The 16,221-nt window shown below is 65.4% G+C and carries 15 protein-coding genes; 9 read left to right on the top strand and 6 right to left on the bottom strand.

Annotated features, from left to right (window positions below; translation table 11 throughout):
* Window positions 1-240 precede the first annotated feature (240 nt).
* The 9 genes from CK489_RS06150 to CK489_RS06110 all read left to right on the top strand — a co-directional run bounded on the left by CK489_RS06150 (window position 241) and on the right by CK489_RS06110 (window position 10,398).
* On the top strand, window positions 241-1,071 hold the full coding sequence (locus CK489_RS06150; RefSeq protein WP_050631676.1) for a DUF3108 domain-containing protein: 831 nt from the start codon (window positions 241-243) through the stop codon (window positions 1,069-1,071).
* A 636-nt stretch (window positions 1,072-1,707) separates the two neighbouring features.
* Complete coding sequence (locus CK489_RS06145; RefSeq protein ID WP_095731634.1) at window positions 1,708-5,262, top strand: helicase-related protein; 3,555 nt, start codon at window positions 1,708-1,710, stop codon at window positions 5,260-5,262.
* Window positions 5,263-5,282: 20 nt separating this feature from the next.
* The gene (locus CK489_RS06140; protein ID WP_095731633.1) at window positions 5,283-5,567 is read left to right on the top strand and encodes a S4 domain-containing protein; all 285 of its coding nucleotides are present in this window, start codon (window positions 5,283-5,285) and stop codon (window positions 5,565-5,567) included.
* A gap of 196 nt (window positions 5,568-5,763) precedes the next feature.
* Window positions 5,764-6,102 (top strand): ferredoxin FdxA, encoded by a 339-nt coding sequence (gene fdxA / locus CK489_RS06135; RefSeq protein ID WP_016844914.1) that lies wholly within the window; start codon window positions 5,764-5,766, stop codon window positions 6,100-6,102.
* A 422-nt stretch (window positions 6,103-6,524) separates the two neighbouring features.
* A complete protein-coding gene (locus tag CK489_RS06130; protein WP_162240543.1) occupies window positions 6,525-7,316 on the top strand; it encodes a CarD family transcriptional regulator in 792 nt (263 codons plus the stop codon).
* Window positions 7,317-7,563: 247 nt separating this feature from the next.
* Window positions 7,564-8,814, top strand: coding sequence for an MFS transporter (locus CK489_RS06125; RefSeq protein ID WP_095731935.1), 1,251 nt, complete (start codon window positions 7,564-7,566; stop codon window positions 8,812-8,814).
* A 147-nt stretch (window positions 8,815-8,961) separates the two neighbouring features.
* Entirely contained in the window at window positions 8,962-9,522 is a 561-nt protein-coding gene (locus tag CK489_RS40610) for a hypothetical protein (RefSeq protein ID WP_158226412.1), read from the top strand.
* An 80-nt stretch (window positions 9,523-9,602) separates the two neighbouring features.
* The gene (locus CK489_RS06115; protein WP_050631680.1) at window positions 9,603-9,818 is read left to right on the top strand and encodes a hypothetical protein; all 216 of its coding nucleotides are present in this window, start codon (window positions 9,603-9,605) and stop codon (window positions 9,816-9,818) included.
* Window positions 9,819-9,999: 181 nt separating this feature from the next.
* On the top strand, window positions 10,000-10,398 hold the full coding sequence (locus CK489_RS06110; protein ID WP_158226411.1) for a nuclear transport factor 2 family protein: 399 nt from the start codon (window positions 10,000-10,002) through the stop codon (window positions 10,396-10,398).
* Between the two features lie 73 nt (window positions 10,399-10,471).
* On the opposite strand, the gene CK489_RS06105 is transcribed toward CK489_RS06110, so the two are convergent.
* From CK489_RS06105 to cyoB, 6 genes are read right to left on the bottom strand one after another with little or no spacing between them, the layout of a single operon-like run.
* The gene (locus CK489_RS06105) at window positions 10,472-11,008 is read right to left on the bottom strand and encodes a response regulator transcription factor (RefSeq protein ID WP_050631682.1); all 537 of its coding nucleotides are present in this window, start codon (window positions 11,006-11,008) and stop codon (window positions 10,472-10,474) included.
* Window positions 10,998-12,329 carry an ATP-binding protein gene (locus CK489_RS06100; protein WP_245350286.1) on the bottom strand — a complete coding sequence of 444 codons (1,332 nt, stop codon included), beginning with the start codon at window positions 12,327-12,329 and terminating at the stop codon, window positions 10,998-11,000. Before CK489_RS06100 ends, CK489_RS06105 begins: the two co-directional genes overlap by 11 nt.
* A 25-nt stretch (window positions 12,330-12,354) precedes the next feature.
* Window positions 12,355-13,140: an SURF1 family protein gene (locus CK489_RS06095; RefSeq protein ID WP_167350192.1), complete on the bottom strand. Its 786-nt coding sequence runs from the start codon at window positions 13,138-13,140 to the stop codon at window positions 12,355-12,357.
* A 44-nt stretch (window positions 13,141-13,184) separates the two neighbouring features.
* Entirely contained in the window at window positions 13,185-13,589 is a 405-nt protein-coding gene (gene cyoD, locus CK489_RS06090; protein WP_050631684.1) for a cytochrome o ubiquinol oxidase subunit IV, read from the bottom strand.
* Window positions 13,586-14,221, bottom strand: coding sequence for a cytochrome o ubiquinol oxidase subunit III (gene cyoC / locus CK489_RS06085; RefSeq protein WP_095731629.1), 636 nt, complete (start codon window positions 14,219-14,221; stop codon window positions 13,586-13,588). The genes cyoD and cyoC overlap by 4 nt, the downstream gene beginning before the upstream one ends.
* Window positions 14,218-16,221: a cytochrome o ubiquinol oxidase subunit I gene (gene cyoB / locus CK489_RS06080; protein WP_095731628.1), complete on the bottom strand. Its 2,004-nt coding sequence runs from the start codon at window positions 16,219-16,221 to the stop codon at window positions 14,218-14,220. Before cyoB ends, cyoC begins: the two co-directional genes overlap by 4 nt.

The following is a 16,221-nucleotide window of genomic DNA, read 5'->3' as shown; positions in this document are numbered from 1 at the left end:
ACGCGTTTTCTTCACGCGAACCGGAAAAGGCCACTTCGCTTGAAAACGCTTTGTTCATAAGCCGTTCCAGCCACTTAACGGCTGAAACGGCAACCATATAAAGGGCGTATTCGGCTGCAAGTCTTGGTTCCATAACAGATGCGCACGTTGTCCGGCCGAATTGAACGTCCCGATGGACAGCGAACAGAGCGCCGATAGCAGGACCGTCAGGTAGGTTAAGTGACCACCGCCATTGCCATTTTGCCCCCGCTCGGCCGGCTCCTCGGCCTGTGCGCGGGTGCCTTGCTGCTGTTTTGCGCCGAGCGCGCCAGCGCGCAGGGACGGCTCGACGCCCAGTACGAGGCGACCTTGGCCGGTATCCCCGTCGGCAAGGGCAGCTGGACCATCGAGATCGGCGACGACAGCTTCTCGGCCGCCGCCCAGGGCGGCACCGCGGGCCTGCTGAAGGCGTTTTCCGGCGGCACCGGCTCGGGCGCCTCGCAGGGCCGCGTCGTCAACGGTTCGCTCGTGGCTTCCTCCTACACCGCGACCACCACCACCTCGAAGAAGTCGGAGACGATCCGGATGGTGCTCGCCAATGGCGGCATCAAGGAATCCGCGATCGAGCCGGAGCCGCCTGTCGATGCCGACCGCCTGCCGGTGACCGAGGCGCAGAAGAAGAACGCGTTCGATCCGATGACCGGCTCGTTCCTGCGCGCGCCCGGCAATGCCGAATTGATGAGCCCGGACGTCTGCCGCACCGGCGCCGGCGTGTTCGATGGCCGCATGCGCTACGACCTCAAGCTCGATTTCAAGCGCGTCGAGATCGTCAAGGCCGAGCGCGGCTATCACGGCCCGGCGCTGGTCTGCGCGCTCTATTTCGTGCCGATCTCGGGCTACATCCCGGACCGACCCGTGATCAAATACCTCGCCGCCCAGCGCAACATCGAGATCGCCTTCGTGCCGATCGCAGGCACCCGCCTGTTGGTGCCGTTCCGCATGACGATCCCGACCCCGCTCGGCCAGGCCATGCTGGAAGCAACCTCGTTCGTCACCACAGCCGCGCCGCCGCGCGTGGCGAAGACGCAGTAAGATTACGTCACTGCCTGACCGTCACCCTGAGGAGCGCGTAGCGCGTCTCGAAGGGGCGACGGGCACCGGCTTGGGAGGCGTGCATCCTTCGAGGCTCGCTCCGCTCGCACCTCCAGCGACAAAGGCTGACCCTTTGCGCGGGGATGACGGGTGCGGCGGCTTCTTGAGCGCAAGGAATGCAACAAACGTCATGGAATCCAGTTGACTCTTGCCCGGTTCTGATTCGACTCGGTGCCCCCTGGAACTTAAGGAATTCAGTCCGCATATCCCTGGCTTGTGGAGCCCTCTCAAACTTGATCTAGTGCCGCCGCCATCAACCTACCCGAGATGTTGCGGTGAACGTTTCGAGCCTGGAATGGAGTCAGCGATTCGGCCGCGATTCGTTCTAGACTCGTTCCGAAGCTTAAAGGCGGCACAGAAAGCGTCGCATTGTGAGACAGATTCAGACCAGATGATACCCTCGATTGTTTTTCCGTCATTGCGAGCGAAGCGAAGCAATCCATGCTTCGGGCACACGCGGATGGTTGGATTGCTTCGTCGCGGAGTTAATCATCGGGCCGACCGCAGGTCGGACCCGGTGGCTCCTCGCAAGGACGGCTGACCGTCAGCTGCCGCAACAAGAAACACCTGCGAAAAATGGTCTTCTCAACTTCGTTCGGAAATGACCGCGTGCCCGGTGCGGGCGTCACTGCGGTGCTGGGCCCCACCAACACCGGCAAGACGCATCTGGCCATCGAGCGCATGCTGGCGCATTCGTCCGGCTTGATCGGCCTGCCGCTGCGGCTGCTCGCGCGCGAGGTCTACAACAAGATCGTCGATCGCGCCGGCGTCGACAATGTCGCGCTGGTGACCGGCGAGGAGAAGATCAAGCCGAAGGCGCCGCGCTTCTGGGTCTCGACCGTCGAGGCGATGCCGCGCGATCTCGACGTGTCCTTTCTCGCCGTCGACGAGATCCAGATCGCCGCCGATCTCGAGCGCGGGCATGTCTTCACCGACCGCATCCTCAATCGCCGCGGCCGCGACGAGACGCTGCTGCTGGGCGCTGCGACGATGCGCCCCATGATCGAGCGGCTGCTGCCGGGCGCATCGATCATCACGCGGCCGAGGCTGTCGCAGCTCGAATTCGCCGGCGACCGCAAGATCACGCGGCAGCCGCGCAGAACAGCGATTGTCGCGTTCTCCGCCGATGAGGTCTATGCGATCGCCGAATTGATCCGCCGTCAGCATGGCGGCGCGGCCGTGGTGCTGGGCTCGCTGTCGCCGCGCACGCGCAATGCGCAGGTCGCGATGTTCCAGAACGGCGACGTCGACTATCTCGTCGCCACCGACGCGGTCGGCATGGGGCTCAATCTCGACGTCGATCACGTCGCCTTCGCCTCCGACCGCAAATATGACGGCTACCAGTTCCGCCGGCTGACGCCGGCCGAATTCGCGCAGATCGCCGGCCGCGCCGGCCGCGCCACGCGCAACGGCACCTTCGGCACCACGGGCCGCTGCGCGCCGTTCGAGCCGGAGCTCGTCAATGCGCTGCAGAACCACACCTTCGACAGCGTCAAGATGCTGCAATGGCGCAACGCCAAGCTCGATTTCGCCTCGCTCGGCGCGTTGCAGGTGTCGCTGGCGCTGTCGCCCAATCATGAGGCACTGACGCGGGCCCCTGTCGCCGAGGACCTGCGCGTGCTCGAGCACGTCGCGCGCGATGCCGAGGTGCGCGAATGGGCGCATGGGCCCAAGGCCGTGGAGCGGCTGTGGGAGGCCTGCCAGGTTCCGGACTACCGGAAACTGTCGCCGGCCGCCCATGCCGAACTCGTGACCACGCTGTATGGCTTCCTGATGCAAAAGGGGCGTATCCCTGACGCATGGTTTGCCGCCCAGGTCGACCAGGCCAACCGGACCGACGGCGATATCGACACGCTATCGGGCCGGATCGCGCAGATCCGGACCTGGACCTTCGTTGCCAACCGGCCGGACTGGCTCTACGACCCGGACCATTGGCAGGGGATCACGCGCGAGCTCGAAAATAAATTGTCCGATGCGCTGCATGAACGGCTCACGGAGCGTTTCGTTGACAGGCGGACCAGTGTATTGATGCGCCGCCTGCGGGAGAACTCAGTTTTGAATACGGAAATTGGCAAGACCGGTGAAGTGATCGTGGAAGGCCATGCGATCGGCCGGCTCGATGGTTTCACCTTCGCACCTGATGCGGCCGAGGCCGGCAGCGACGCCAAGGCGCTGCAAGCCGCCGCCCAGCAGGTGCTGGCGCGCGAGATCGATGCGCGGGCCGAGAAGCTGGGTGCGGCGCCCGACGAGCAGTTCGTGCTGACCTCCGACGGCACCATCCGCTGGACCGGCGATGCGGTCGCCAAGCTGGTCGCGGCCGACGACGCGCTGCATCCGCGGCTGCGGATCATTTCCGACGAGCGGCTGACCGGCGCCTCGCGCGAGGCCGTGCAGACGAGGCTCGACCTCTGGCTCAAGACGCATATCGAGAAGCTGCTCGGGCCGCTGTTCGAATTGTCCAAGGCCGAGGATCTGCAGGGCATCGCCCGCGGCATTGCCTTCCAGCTGGTCGAGGCGCTCGGCGTGCTGGAGCGCACCAAGATCGCGGCCGAGATGAAGGATCTCGATCAGCCGTCGCGCGCGGCGCTGCGCAAATACGGCGTGCGCTTCGGCGCCTACCACATCTATTTTCCGCAGCTCTTGAAGCCCGCGGCGCGCTCGCTGGCCTCGCTGCTGTGGGCCGAGAAGCAGAGCAATGTCGACATGGCTGCGCTGTCGAACGTGCAGCATCTGGCCTCCAGCGGCCGCACCTCGTTCCCGGTCGACAAGACATTGCCGCGCGACGGCTATCGCGTGCTCGGCTATCGCCAGTGCGGTGAGCGCGCGGTGCGCGTCGACATCCTGGAGCGTCTCGCCGATCTGATCCGCCCGGCGTTGGCCTGGCGCGAGACCTCGCCGGGCGAGAAGCCCGCCGGTGCGTTCGACGGCCGCGGCTTTGTCGTGACCCAGGCGATGACCTCGCTGACCGGCTCCGCCGGTGAGGACTTTGCCTCGATCCTGCGCGCGCTCGGTTATCGCATGGACCGCCGTCCGCCGCTGCCGCCGAAGCCCGTCGAGGCCGCGCCGGTCGAGACCGTGCCCGCCGAGACTTTGCCCGCTGAGGCAACCGAGACGGTTGCCGCCGACGCGCCGCCGGTCGAGACGACGTCCGACGCCGCCGCCGATGCGCCGCTCGATGCGGCTGCCAACGTCACGGCCGACGCGCCGGAAGCCGCTGTCGATCAGGCGGTGTCCGGCGATCCCGCGCCATCCGCCGCGCTGCTGCCCGATGTCGGCTTTGCCGAGGTGGCGTCCAGCGAAGCAGCGCCGGTTGTGATCGAGACCAGGCCCGAGCCCGTGGCGGAGGTTGCCGCGGAGCCTGCCGCTGCCGCCGCAGAGCCCGCTCCCGAAGCGCCCGCTGCCGAAGCCGTAGCCGAGCCTGCGCCTGCCGCGGAAGCCGCTGCGGAGGCGACGTCCGAGGCTGCCGCCGAAGCGCCGGCGGAGACCGCGAGCGCCGATGCTGCATCCGCCGAAGCCGGCACCGCCGAGGCCGTTTCCGCGGCTGCGGAGACGCCGGCCGAGCCGCAGCTGGTCGAAGTCTGGCGTCCCGGCGGCCGCTCCGACGAGCGCCGTCCGCATCATCGCGGCCACGATCGCAACCGCGGCCGCCACCAGGGCAAGCCCGCCGAGGGCGCACAGGCCGCGGAAGGCGGCGGCGAGGGCGAGAAGCGCGAGCATCATCGCCGTCCGCGCCGCCATCAGGATTTCCGCACGCCGCGTCCCGGCGCGCCGGCCGATGCGACGGCGGCCGCAGCCGCTCCTGCCGACGGCGCACCGGCGCGCGACAATCGTGAGGACCGCGGTCAGCGCCGCGAGCGCTTCGAGGGCAAGGGTCGCGATCGCGACAACAATGAGCGTCGTCGCGACAACAAGTTCGGCGGCGGCGATCGCAAGGGCGAGCGTGGTGATCGTGACCGCGGCGGCCGCGATTTCGGCCGCGACAAGGGCGGCCGCGACAAGCGCGAGAGCGGTCCGTCGCACCGGCCCTATGCCTCGAGCGCGCCGCGTGAGCGCGACCGGCCGATCGATCCGAACTCGCCATTCGCCAAGCTCGCTGCCCTGAAGGAGCAGCTCGCCGGCCGCAAGGAATAGTGCAACCCCTGGTCTGAAGCTTGGATCGACAGCGGCTCGACAAATGGCTGTGGCACGCGCGGGTGGTGAAGGCCCGCACCAGCGCGGCTGAGCTCGTCGCGTCAGGTCATGTCCGTCTCAACGGCACGCGCGAGAAATCGCCGGGCCATGTGGTGAAGGTGGGCGATGTCGTCACCGTCGCGCTCGACAACAGCGTCCGCGTGCTCAAGGTGATCGGCTTTGCCGAGCGGCGTGGCGATGCCGGTTCGGCGCGCGAGCTGTACGAGGATTTGCAGGCCGGCAATTTGCAAGCCGGTAAGGAGTAGTTATCTCACGTCTGCTATTTCGACCGGAGCATGATCCGGATGTGTGGGGCCGGACTGGCGATAGGATCATGCTCCCAACAAAACCGGCTGGCAGGGTCGCCAGGATGCAGGTGTTTTTCGGGGCCGGCTTCCCTTGCGGCTCCGGTATTCCTGCGCTACGCAACCCCAGAAAAAATGGATCGTTTCGGAGTTTTGGATGACCTACGTCGTCACTGAAGCCTGCATCAAGTGCAAATATACCGACTGCGTCGAGGTCTGCCCCGTCGATTGCTTCTACGAGGGCGAGAACATGCTGGTCATCCATCCGGACGAATGCATCGATTGCGGCGTGTGCGAGCCGGAATGCCCGGCGGACGCCATCAAGCCGGACACCGAGCCGGGCCTGGAAAAGTGGCTCGAGGTCAATCGCGACTACGCCAAGAGCTGGCCGAACATCACCCAGAAAAAGGACTCGCCCGAAGACGCCAAGGAGTGGGAGGGCAAGGAAGGCAAGTTCGAGAAATATTTTTCTCCGAATCCGGGCAGCGGTGACTGATTCGCCTGCGCTCTTCGGGATTACCCCGATAGGGGCGGGCTTCGGCCCGTCGCGGCCGTCCGTTCGGGCCGTCGATTTAACCCTAATGACGGACATATGACCTGAGCGGCCCGCGTTATGCCCGGAATCGGGCGTAAACCATTGATTTTTGCGGAAAATGTGCTATATTCAGCACATTACAGGCCAAGAACCCCCTGCCATGCGTACCTTGTGGCTTCGAGGTTCCCGCAAACATCGAACAGGGGCGTGGCAGTTTCCGCGCGCAGGCTGTGTCACAGAAAACGCGTAAAAAGAGTGCTTCAAAGACGACGAAAAAAGCCGCTGTCGTTGCTCGCAGCGCAACCAAGGGCCGTGCCAAGGCGTCCGTGAAGGGGGCCAAGAAGGCGGCGGCTGCAAAGTCCTCAAAGAACAAAAGAAGCGTGATGCCAGAAAAGACTGCCAAGACTGCCGCGAAAGCGGCAGCTGCGAAGCCCTCTGCGAAGGTCGCCCCGAAGACTGCTGCTGCTGCGCCGAAGCCGGCCGCCCCCAAGGCTGCCGTCCCCGCCGCTGCTCCGAAGGTTGCCGCCAAGCCGGCCGCCCCGTCGCGTCCGGAAGAGAAGAAGGTCGTGACCCAGCGCCAGGGCTTCAAGGCCAACGAATTCGTCGTCTATCCCGCTCACGGCGTCGGCCAGATCCTGGCGATCGAGGAGCAGGAGATCGCGGGCGCCAAGCTCGAGCTGTTCGTGATCAATTTCATGAAGGACAAGATGACGCTGCGCGTCCCGACGGCGAAGGTCGCCAATGTCGGCATGCGCAAGCTGTCGGAGCCGGCGCTGGTCAAGAAGGCGCTGGAGACGCTGAAGGGCCGCGCCCGCGTCAAGCGCACCATGTGGTCGCGCCGCGCCCAGGAATACGAAGCGAAGATCAACTCGGGCGACATCGTCGCGATCGCCGAGGTGGTCCGCGACCTCTATCGTTCGGAATCGCAGCCCGAGCAGTCCTACTCCGAACGCCAGCTGTACGAAGCGGCGCTCGACCGTCTGTCGCGCGAGATCGCTGTGGTCCAGCACTCGACCGAGACCGAGGCGATCAAGGAGATCGAAGGCCAGCTCGCCAAGAGCCCGCGCCGCGGCGCCAAGGCCGAGTCCGCTGAAGGCGACGCCGAGGGCGATGCCGACGGTGAGGATCTCGACAACGATGGCGACGACACCGCCGTCGAGGACGAAGCCGCCTGAATGGGTTCGACGGATTGAAATCAAAAGCCCGGTCGCAAGACCGGGCTTTTTGTTTTTGAGTTGGCCGAGCATCTCGCATTGTTCTCCTCGCTCCCACACCGGGGAGAGGCGATCCGAGTGCGCAGAGCGAACACTCGTCTCGTAGCGCATGCCGCCCTACCGCAATCGCAGCTTGGCTGATCGCTGCGACTCATGACCTGCTGCTGTGCGCTGGCGGCGATATCGCGGAACCGGCGAGGGGCGCGGCATGCTTGCAGGACGGTCGCTGGGGCGCGGTTACGACTGGCTGTGGACCGCATTCGCAGTCTCGACGTTCGGCACCGGGATCGCCTTCGACGCCCTCCCGCTGCTCGCGATCCTGGTGCTCCATGCACCGCCGGAGGCGGTCTCGGTGCTGGCGGCGGTCGGCCTCTTGGCCGGGGCCGCGGTGGCGCTGCCGCTCGGGCTGTGGATCGAGTTTCGCCGCAAGCGGCCGGTGATGATCGCGATGGATCTGATCCGCTTCGCCGCGACCATCAGCGTTCCCATCGCATTCGTGCTGGGACGGCTGAGCTTCGCCCAACTCGTCATCGTCGCCGTCATCATGGCCGCAGCCGATATTGCCTTCCGCGCCGCGAGCGGCGCCTGCCTGAAGGCGCTGGTCAAGCCAAATGAACTGGTGGTCGCGAACGGGCGGCTCGAAGCCACGACCTGGACCGCGACCGCGATCGGCCCGCCGCTCGGCGGCGCGGCGATCGGCGCGCTCGGCCCTGTCGTGACCGTGATCGCCAATGCGGTCAGCTTCCTGCTCTCGGCGGCGGCGATCCGGCGGATCGGCGGCAGCGAGCCGGCGCCCGCCCAGCGTCAGGCGCAGGCGTTTCGCGCGGCCGAGCTGATCGAGGGATGGCGGGCCATCCTCGCGCACCCCGTGCTCCGCCTGCTGTTCGTCAACAGCGTGCTGGTCAACGGCCTGATCATGGCGACGGCGCCGCTGCTCGCGCTGCTGATGCTGCGTGATCTCGGCTTTGCGCCCTGGCAATACGGGCTCGCGTTCGGAGCGCCCTGCATCGGCGGCCTGATCGGCGCGCGGCTGGCGCCCTCTCTCGTCGCGCGGTTTGGGCAGCACCATGTGTTGCTGGCAGCCGGTACGCTGCGAGCGTGCTGGTCGCTCGGGCTCGCCTTCATGCCGCATGGCGCAGCCGGCATCGCTGTCGTGTTTGCGCTTCAGTTCGGTCTCGTCACCTGCATCGGCATCTTCAATCCGGTGTTCGCGGCCTATCGTCTGGCCCAGATCGAGATGGAGCGCACGGCGCGCGTGCTCTCGGCCTGGACCATCACCAGCAGCTCGACCATCGCGGTGTTCACCGCGCTGTGGGGCGTGCTCGCGGGCCTCGCCGGTGTCCGTGCCGCGATCGCGCTCAGCGGCCTGCTGATGCTCCTGACCCCGCTGCTGCTGCCGCGCCGGGCGCTCAAAGCGTGGGAGGGGCAAGGCTCCCCGCGAGCAGAAGTCTTTCGATAGATCGTGAACCGCGAAGGCGGGCAGGCGGATGTTCCAGGCTGTCTGCACCGTCGGGCTCTGGGGCGAGCGGCGCTCATTGCCGCATTACCTCGAAACGGAACGCCCGTACCTTTCGCGCGTTCGCTCGACAATGGAGGAGAGCGCACGATGGTATCAAGGACAGGCATTTTCTTCGCAGGCGCCGCAACGACTTTCATCGTCCTCGGTGCCGGGTTCGGCGGCGGGCTATTGATGGCAGATTCGGCGTTCAACGCGCCTGCCGGCGCCCGGACGCGCGCGTCCTCGCCGGCACCTGCGGAACCGGCACGCGTTGTCCTGCCATCCACGGCAGAGGCCGCGCCGGCGCCGCAACCCGTCGCCCAACGGGAGCCGATCACGCCGGAGACAGCGCCGGTACCACAGCCGCAGGTGCAACCGGAGCCGCTCAGGGATGCACAAGCCCCTGTCGAGAAGCAGGCGGACGCGGTGGAGGCCAGAAAATCAGACGTTGCGGAAAGGGAGCGGCGACAGCGCTACGCCGAACGCAAGGCCAAGCGCATTGCGGCTGAGCACGCGAAGCGTCAACAGCGACGCATCGAGCAAGGAGACCAGCGCCGCGAAGGTCCGGTGCTGCTGGAGCAGGCAGAACGCCGCGAAGTGCCGATCATGGCATCCGAAGATGATGATTCCCCGCCTCGTCCGTTCGCGAATTTCTTCGGACATGACTGAGCGCATCACGAAGTGAAGGAATCGAGGAACAGTTCGGGATCAGGGAACGTTGATGTTGATATAGAAGGCCCGTTCATCTGATGGCTAACGAAAACTCCATTGCTTCCACGACCAGCCCTGAGCAACGCATCGAGCAGGCGTCGGAAGCGATCCGTCAGATGGCTGAGCACAGCGTATTCGAACCCTTGCCGCAACAAGATCGGTGGCTGCATCACCTGAGTGAAGCGACCAAGGCGGCCCCACTTCAATCACTTGCCATTGCATTCCTGCTAGGGGTCTTTCTGGCCCGCCGGTAGCGTCTCGGTGAGACGGCAACGGCGCTCGAAGCTACGTAAACGATCCTGACCAGAATCGCCCCGGGTTGCCCGTGTTCGCGGACGACCAAGGCAATCGGAGCGCGGCATGCTATGTTGGCCGCCCTGCCGCTATTTGATCGACATTCATGTGACCCATCAATTTGCAGCGAGGAGTAATCCGATGACATCCAATGTTGAGGCAACCAGGAAGGGTTATGAAGCGTTTCAACGTGGTGACATTCCGGCGCTCATGAGGGATCTGATCGACGACGATTGCACGTGGATAACGCCAGGTCCCCAGGACAAATTGCCTTGGGCCGGCACCTTCAGGGGAAAGCAGCAGATTGCAAACTTCTTCGTCCAGGTCGGCGAGAATCTGGAATTCAGCGAGTTTGCGCCGCGTGAGATGATTGAGCAGGGCGACACCGTCGTGGTGCTGGGTACGCTCACAGCGCGGGCAAAGAGGACGGGCAAGACCGTGACCAACGAATGGGCCCACGTCTTCAAGTACCGTGCAGGAAAGGCGGTTCGTTTTCAGGAATACATCGACACTGCGGCGGATGTTGCCGCGATGACGTGACGGAGCAAGAGACGGCAGGTTCAATCAGGCGTGGATCCGCGCGCCTCGTTCTCCCTCATCCGTCTCTGTCGCCTCACTTCACCCGCTGCTTCTCGAGCTTGCGTGCGAGCGTGCGGCGGTGCATGCCGAGGCGGCGGGCGGCTTCGGAGATGTTGAAGTCGGTCTCGATCAGGGTCTGGTGGATGCGCTCCCATTCCAGCGTCTTGATCGAGGTCGGCCGTGCACCGACCTCGATGGCGGCGTTGCCGGCGGCCTTCTGGAACGCGGCCTCGATGTCGTCGGTGTTCGACGGCTTGGCGAGGTAGTGACAAGCGCCAAGCTTGATCGCCTCGACGGCGGTCGCGATGCTGGCAAATCCGGTCAGCACGACGATCAGCATTTCGGGGTCATGGGCATGCAGCGCTTCGACGCAGGCAAGGCCCGAGGCGCCGCCGGCCAGCTTCAGGTCGACGACGGCATAGCCGGGCGATTGCTGCTCGAGCAGCACGCGGACCTCGTCGAGCGAGGTGGATACCGCAACACCGTAGCCGCGGCGCTCGAACGAGCGCTTCAGCGTGCGGGCAAAGCCCGAATCGTCCTCGACGATCAGAAGCTGGCGTTCATCCGTCAAGATGGTCTCCGATCGCGAGCGTCGAGAGCGGCAGCTCGAGCCTGACCGCGGCGCCGATGTCCGGCCGGTTGCGCGCCGTCACCACGCCGCCGAGCTTGCGCACCACATTGACGACCAGGAACAGGCCGAGGCCGCTGCCGGGGCTGCCCTTGGTGGACTGATACGGCTTGCCGATATGCGCCAGCATCTCGCGCGAGAAGCCCGGGCCGCGATCGGTCACCGACAGGCGCAGCGTGTCGGCATTGCGCTCGGCCATCAGCTCGATCCAGTCGCGCGAGACCTCGGCGGCATTGTCGAGCACGTTGAAGATCGCCTGCTTGAGCGCGATGTCGGAGACGATCGCAAGGTCGGTGCCGAACGCGTTGCGGAAATACAGCGTGGCGGACGGCCGCGTGGTCCGCCATTCCTCGACCAGCGCGGTCAGGAACGCCGCCACCGTGGTCGGCGAGGAGCCTTCGCCGCGGGCCTCGCCGGCCGACAGCAGGATACCCGTGACGATCGACTTGCAGCGCTGCACCGAGATCTCCATCTCGCCGAGGTCCTGCGACAGATCGGGATCGGAGGCGAGCACGGGCATCCGGCGCCAGTCGCCCAGGATGACCGAGAGCGAGGCGAGTGGCGTGCCGAGCTCATGCGCGGCGCCGGAGGCCAGCAAGCCGATCCGAACGATGTGGTCCTGCTCGGCGGCGTGCTGGCGCAGCGCCGCAAGGCGCAGGTCGCGGTCGCGCAGGTTGCGGTTGATCCGCGTCATGAACACCACGAGCAGCACGGCGTCGAGCACGAGGCCGATGAAGGTGCCGGCGATGTACAGGTTGAAGGCGTCGGCAAAGCCCTGCTGCGGCAGCTCCAGCGGTCGGTAATAGCTGGTCAGCCAGGCGAAGTTCATGCAGACCAGCGCCACCAGCGACCAGGTCGAGGGCGCATCGAGCAGCACCGCGCCCAGCGTCACCTGCAGCAGATAGAGCGATGTGAAGGGATTGGTGGCGCCGCCGCTGAGATAGAGCAGGGCGGTCAGCGCCGCCACGTCGAGCGCCAGCGCGACCAGCAGCTCGCGGTTGTTGATGTCGGCGCGGTAGCGCAGCCACAGCAGGCTGACGACATTGAGCGCCACGAGGCCGGAGATCACGGCCGCCAAAGGCAGCAGCGGGAGGGGTACGCCCATCCAGAACTGCACGAAGCCGATGGTGACGATCTGGCCGATCACGGCGATCCAGCGCAGCTGGACCAGCAGAGCCATGTTCTTGCGGTTGGTCGCGATGTCGGCGGGCGCTGCGAGATCGTACGGCATGCCGCCGGCCGCGCTCACGGCGGGCGGCATCATGGCCGTGCCGGTCGCGGCATTCTCCTCATGCAGATCCGATGTGCGCTCGAGCATCTGGGCCTGTGTCGCGAGACAGATTGCGGGCTGCGCCGATCAGGCGGCGCACGGCGGCGCGCCTTGAACTCCACCCTGGATCGGAAGCGCCGGCGCGGCTCCTGCTGACGATGCGCAGGAGCGTACCGGTCAGCATAAAGGCCAGCGCGAACCATGTCAGCGCGTAAATCAGGTGGTTGTTCGGAAACCGCACGATCGTGAGCCCGCCGAGGGGGTAGCCGCCCTGGTTCGGCGTCGCATCGGCGTCGATGAAATAGGGAGCGACCTGCGACAATCCGTGCGTGGCGGCGATCGCGGCAACGTCGCGCGAATACCAGCGGCCCGCTGCGGGATCGTTGCTGCGCAGGAAGCCGCCCTTCGGCTCCGACATCCGCAACAGCCCGGTCACGTTGACCGACCCCTGCGGGTTGCCGTCGCTGCGCTCCGCGGGATCGCGCTGGTCGGGCGGAACGAAGCCGCGATTGACCAGCACGGTGGTTCCGTCAGCCATCCGCAGCGGCGTCAGCACCCAGAAGCCGGGGCCTTCGTTCGTCACGGCCTGCACCAGCGTCTCGTCGGCGTTCAGGAAGGTGCCGCCGACCGTGACGCGGCGATATTCGTCGCTCGCGGCCGTGACATCAGGCCATGACGCTTGCGGCGGCGGTGCGACCGGTGCGGCATGCATGCGCTGCTCGACCCGCTCGATCAGCGCCAGCTTCCAGGCCCTGCGTTCGATCTGCCAGACGCCGAGCGCGCTCAGCAGCACCACGCCCAGCATGCCGAGCGTGGGCAGCACAAGCGAGGGTCTGGTAGACCGCTTCGTCACGGCATCTGGCTCATGTCGTGCATCGGCATCATGTTGATGTTGAGATGATGCATGACCCACAGCGAGCCGGTCAGCGCGATCACCACCATGACCACGGTGAAGATCATCGCCATCATGGTCCAGCCGTTCTCCGACCGGGTGTTCATGTGCAGGAAGTAGACCATGTGGACCACGATCTGCACCGCCGCCAGCACCAGCACGATCAGCGCGGTGACCGCCTTGTCGGCGATGGTCCCGGTCATCACCAGCCAGAACGGAATGGCCGTGAGGACGACCGAGAGGCCGAAGCCGATCAGATAGCTCTTCAGCGAGCCGTGGGCGGCGCCGCCATGGTCGTCATGGCCGTGGCCGCCGGCATTGGCTTCGAGGGTATGAGCGTCGGCGTGAGAATTTGATGTCATCGCAGCATTCCCAGGAGATAGACGAAGGTGAAGACGCCGATCCAGACCACGTCGAGGAAGTGCCAGAACATCGACAGGCACATCAGGCGGCGCCGGTTGGCCGTGGTGAGGCCGAAACGCGCGGTCTGCACCATCAGCGTCACCAGCCAGACCAGGCCGAAGGTGACGTGCAGGCCGTGGGTGCCGACCAGCGTGAAGAACGACGACAGGAAGGCACTGCGCTGCGGCGTCGCGCCCTCATGGATCATGTGGGCGAACTCGGTGAGCTCGATACCGAGGAAGGCGAGGCCGAACAGCCCGGTGATCGCGAGCCAGAGCTGGGTCTGGCCGATCTTCGACCTCTCCATCGTCAGCATGGCGAAGCCATAGGTGATCGAGGAGAGCAGCAGCATCGTGGTGTTGAGCGCGACCAGCTTGAGGTCGAACAGGTCCTTCGGCGCCGGGCCGGCGGCATAGTTGCCGCCGAGCACGCCATAGGTCGCGAACAGCATCGCGAAGATGAGGCAGTCGCTCATCAGGTAGATCCAGAAGCCCAGCATGGTGCTGGCGCCTTCCGGATGATCGTGCTCGTCGATGACGTGGAAGACCGGCTCGGAGCCTTGGACCGAGATCTGGGTGGTTGCTACGCTCATGTCTGGGCTCCCGCGGCGAGAACACGCGTCCGCGTATCTTCGGTCCGCACCACCGCATCCGCCGGGATGTGGAAGTCGCGGTGATAATTGAAGGTGTGGCCGATCGCGACCGCGAGCAGCGCAACGAAGCTGACGGCGGCGAGCCACCAGATGTACCAGATCAGGGCGAAGCCCATCACGGTTGCAAGGCCGGCGAGGATGATGCCGGTGCCGGTGTTGGACGGCATGTGGATCGGCTTGAACCCGGTCAGCGGACGCTTGTAGCCGCGGCGCTTCATGTCCCACCAGGCGTCGTTGTCGTAGACCACCGGAGTAAAGGCGAAGTTGTAGTCCGGCGGCGGCGACGAGGTCGCCCATTCCAGCGTCCGCGCGTTCCAGGGGTCGCCGGTGGTGTCCTTCAGCTGCTCGCGCCTGAGAATGCTGACTGCGAATTGCACCAGCATCGCGCCGATGCCGAGCAGGATCAGGAAGGCGCCGAAGGCAGCGATGACGAACCAGATCTGCAGCGACGGATCGTCGAACACGCGGAGCCTGCGGGTCACGCCCATCAGGCCGAGCACGTAGAGCGGCATGAAGGCGAAGTAGAAGCCCGAGACCCAGAACCAGAACGACAGCTTGCCCCAGAACGGATCGAGCCTGAAGCCGAACGCCTTTGGGAACCAGTAGTTGATGCCGGCGAACAGGCCGAACAGCACGCCGCCGATGATCACGTTATGGAAATGCGCGATCAGGAACAGGCTGTTATGCAGCACGAAGTCGGCCGGCGGCACCGCGAGCAGCACGCCGGTCATGCCGCCGATCACGAAGGTCAGCATGAACGCCACCGTCCACATCATCGGCAGCTCGAAGCGGATGCGGCCGCGATACATCGTGAACAGCCAGTTGAACATCTTCGCGCCCGTCGGGATCGAGATGATCATGGTGGTGATGCCGAAGAACGAGTTGACGCTGGCGCCGGAGCCCATCGTGAAGAAGTGGTGCAGCCAGACCAGGTAGGACAGGATGGTGATGACGACTGTGGCGTAGACCATCGAGGTGTAGCCGAACAGCCGCTTGCCGGAGAACGTCGCGGTCACCTCGGAGAAGATGCCGAACGCCGGCAGCACCAGGATGTAGACCTCGGGGTGGCCCCAGATCCAGATCAGGTTCACGTACATCATCGGGTTGCCGCCGAAGTCGTTCGTGAAGAAGTTGGTGCCGACGTAACGATCCAGCGACAGCAGCGCCAGCACCGCGGTCAGCACCGGGAAGGAGGCGACGATCAGGACGTTGGTGCAGAGCGAGGTCCAGGTGAAAACTGGCATCTTCATCATGGTCATGCCCGGCGCGCGCAGCTTGACGATGGTGCAGATCAGATTGATGCCCGATAGCGTGGTGCCAACGCCTGCGACCTGTAGTCCCCATATGTAGTAGTCGACGCCGACGTCAGGACTGTAGCCGATGTTCGACAGCGGCGGGTAGGCGAGCCAGCCGGTGCGGGCGAATTCGCCGACGAACAGCGACATCATCACCAGCACGGCGCCGCCGACCGTCATCCAGAAGCTGAAATTGTTGAGGAAGGGGAAGGAGACGTCGCGGGCGCCGATCTGTAGCGGCACCACGTAGTTCATCAGGCCGGTGACCAGCGGCATCGCCACGAAGAAGATCATGATCACGCCGTGGGCGGTGAAGACCTGGTCGTAGTGATGGGCCGGAAGGTAACCATCCGAGCCGTTGAACGCGATCGCCTGCTGCAGGCGCATCATCAGCGCGTCCGCGAAGCCGCGCAGCAGCATCACGATGCCGAGGATCATGTACATGATGCCGATGCGCTTGTGGTCCACGGTGGTGAACCACTCGCGCCACAGATAGCTCCAGAGCCGGAAGTAGGTGACGATTGCGAACAGCGCGAGGCCGCCGGTCGCCACCACCGCGAAGGTGCCGACCAGGATCGGCTCATGCAGCGGCAGCGCTTCCAGATTGAGGCGGCCGAAGATCATCTTGACGAGATCGGGATTCAT

This window comes from Bradyrhizobium sp. UFLA03-84, assembly GCF_002289535.1.
In the GTDB taxonomy this organism is placed as follows: domain Bacteria; phylum Pseudomonadota; class Alphaproteobacteria; order Rhizobiales; family Xanthobacteraceae; genus Bradyrhizobium; species Bradyrhizobium viridifuturi.
The sequence above is the reverse complement of the archived record's forward strand: the minus strand, read 5'-3'. Positions and strand labels throughout refer to the sequence as shown.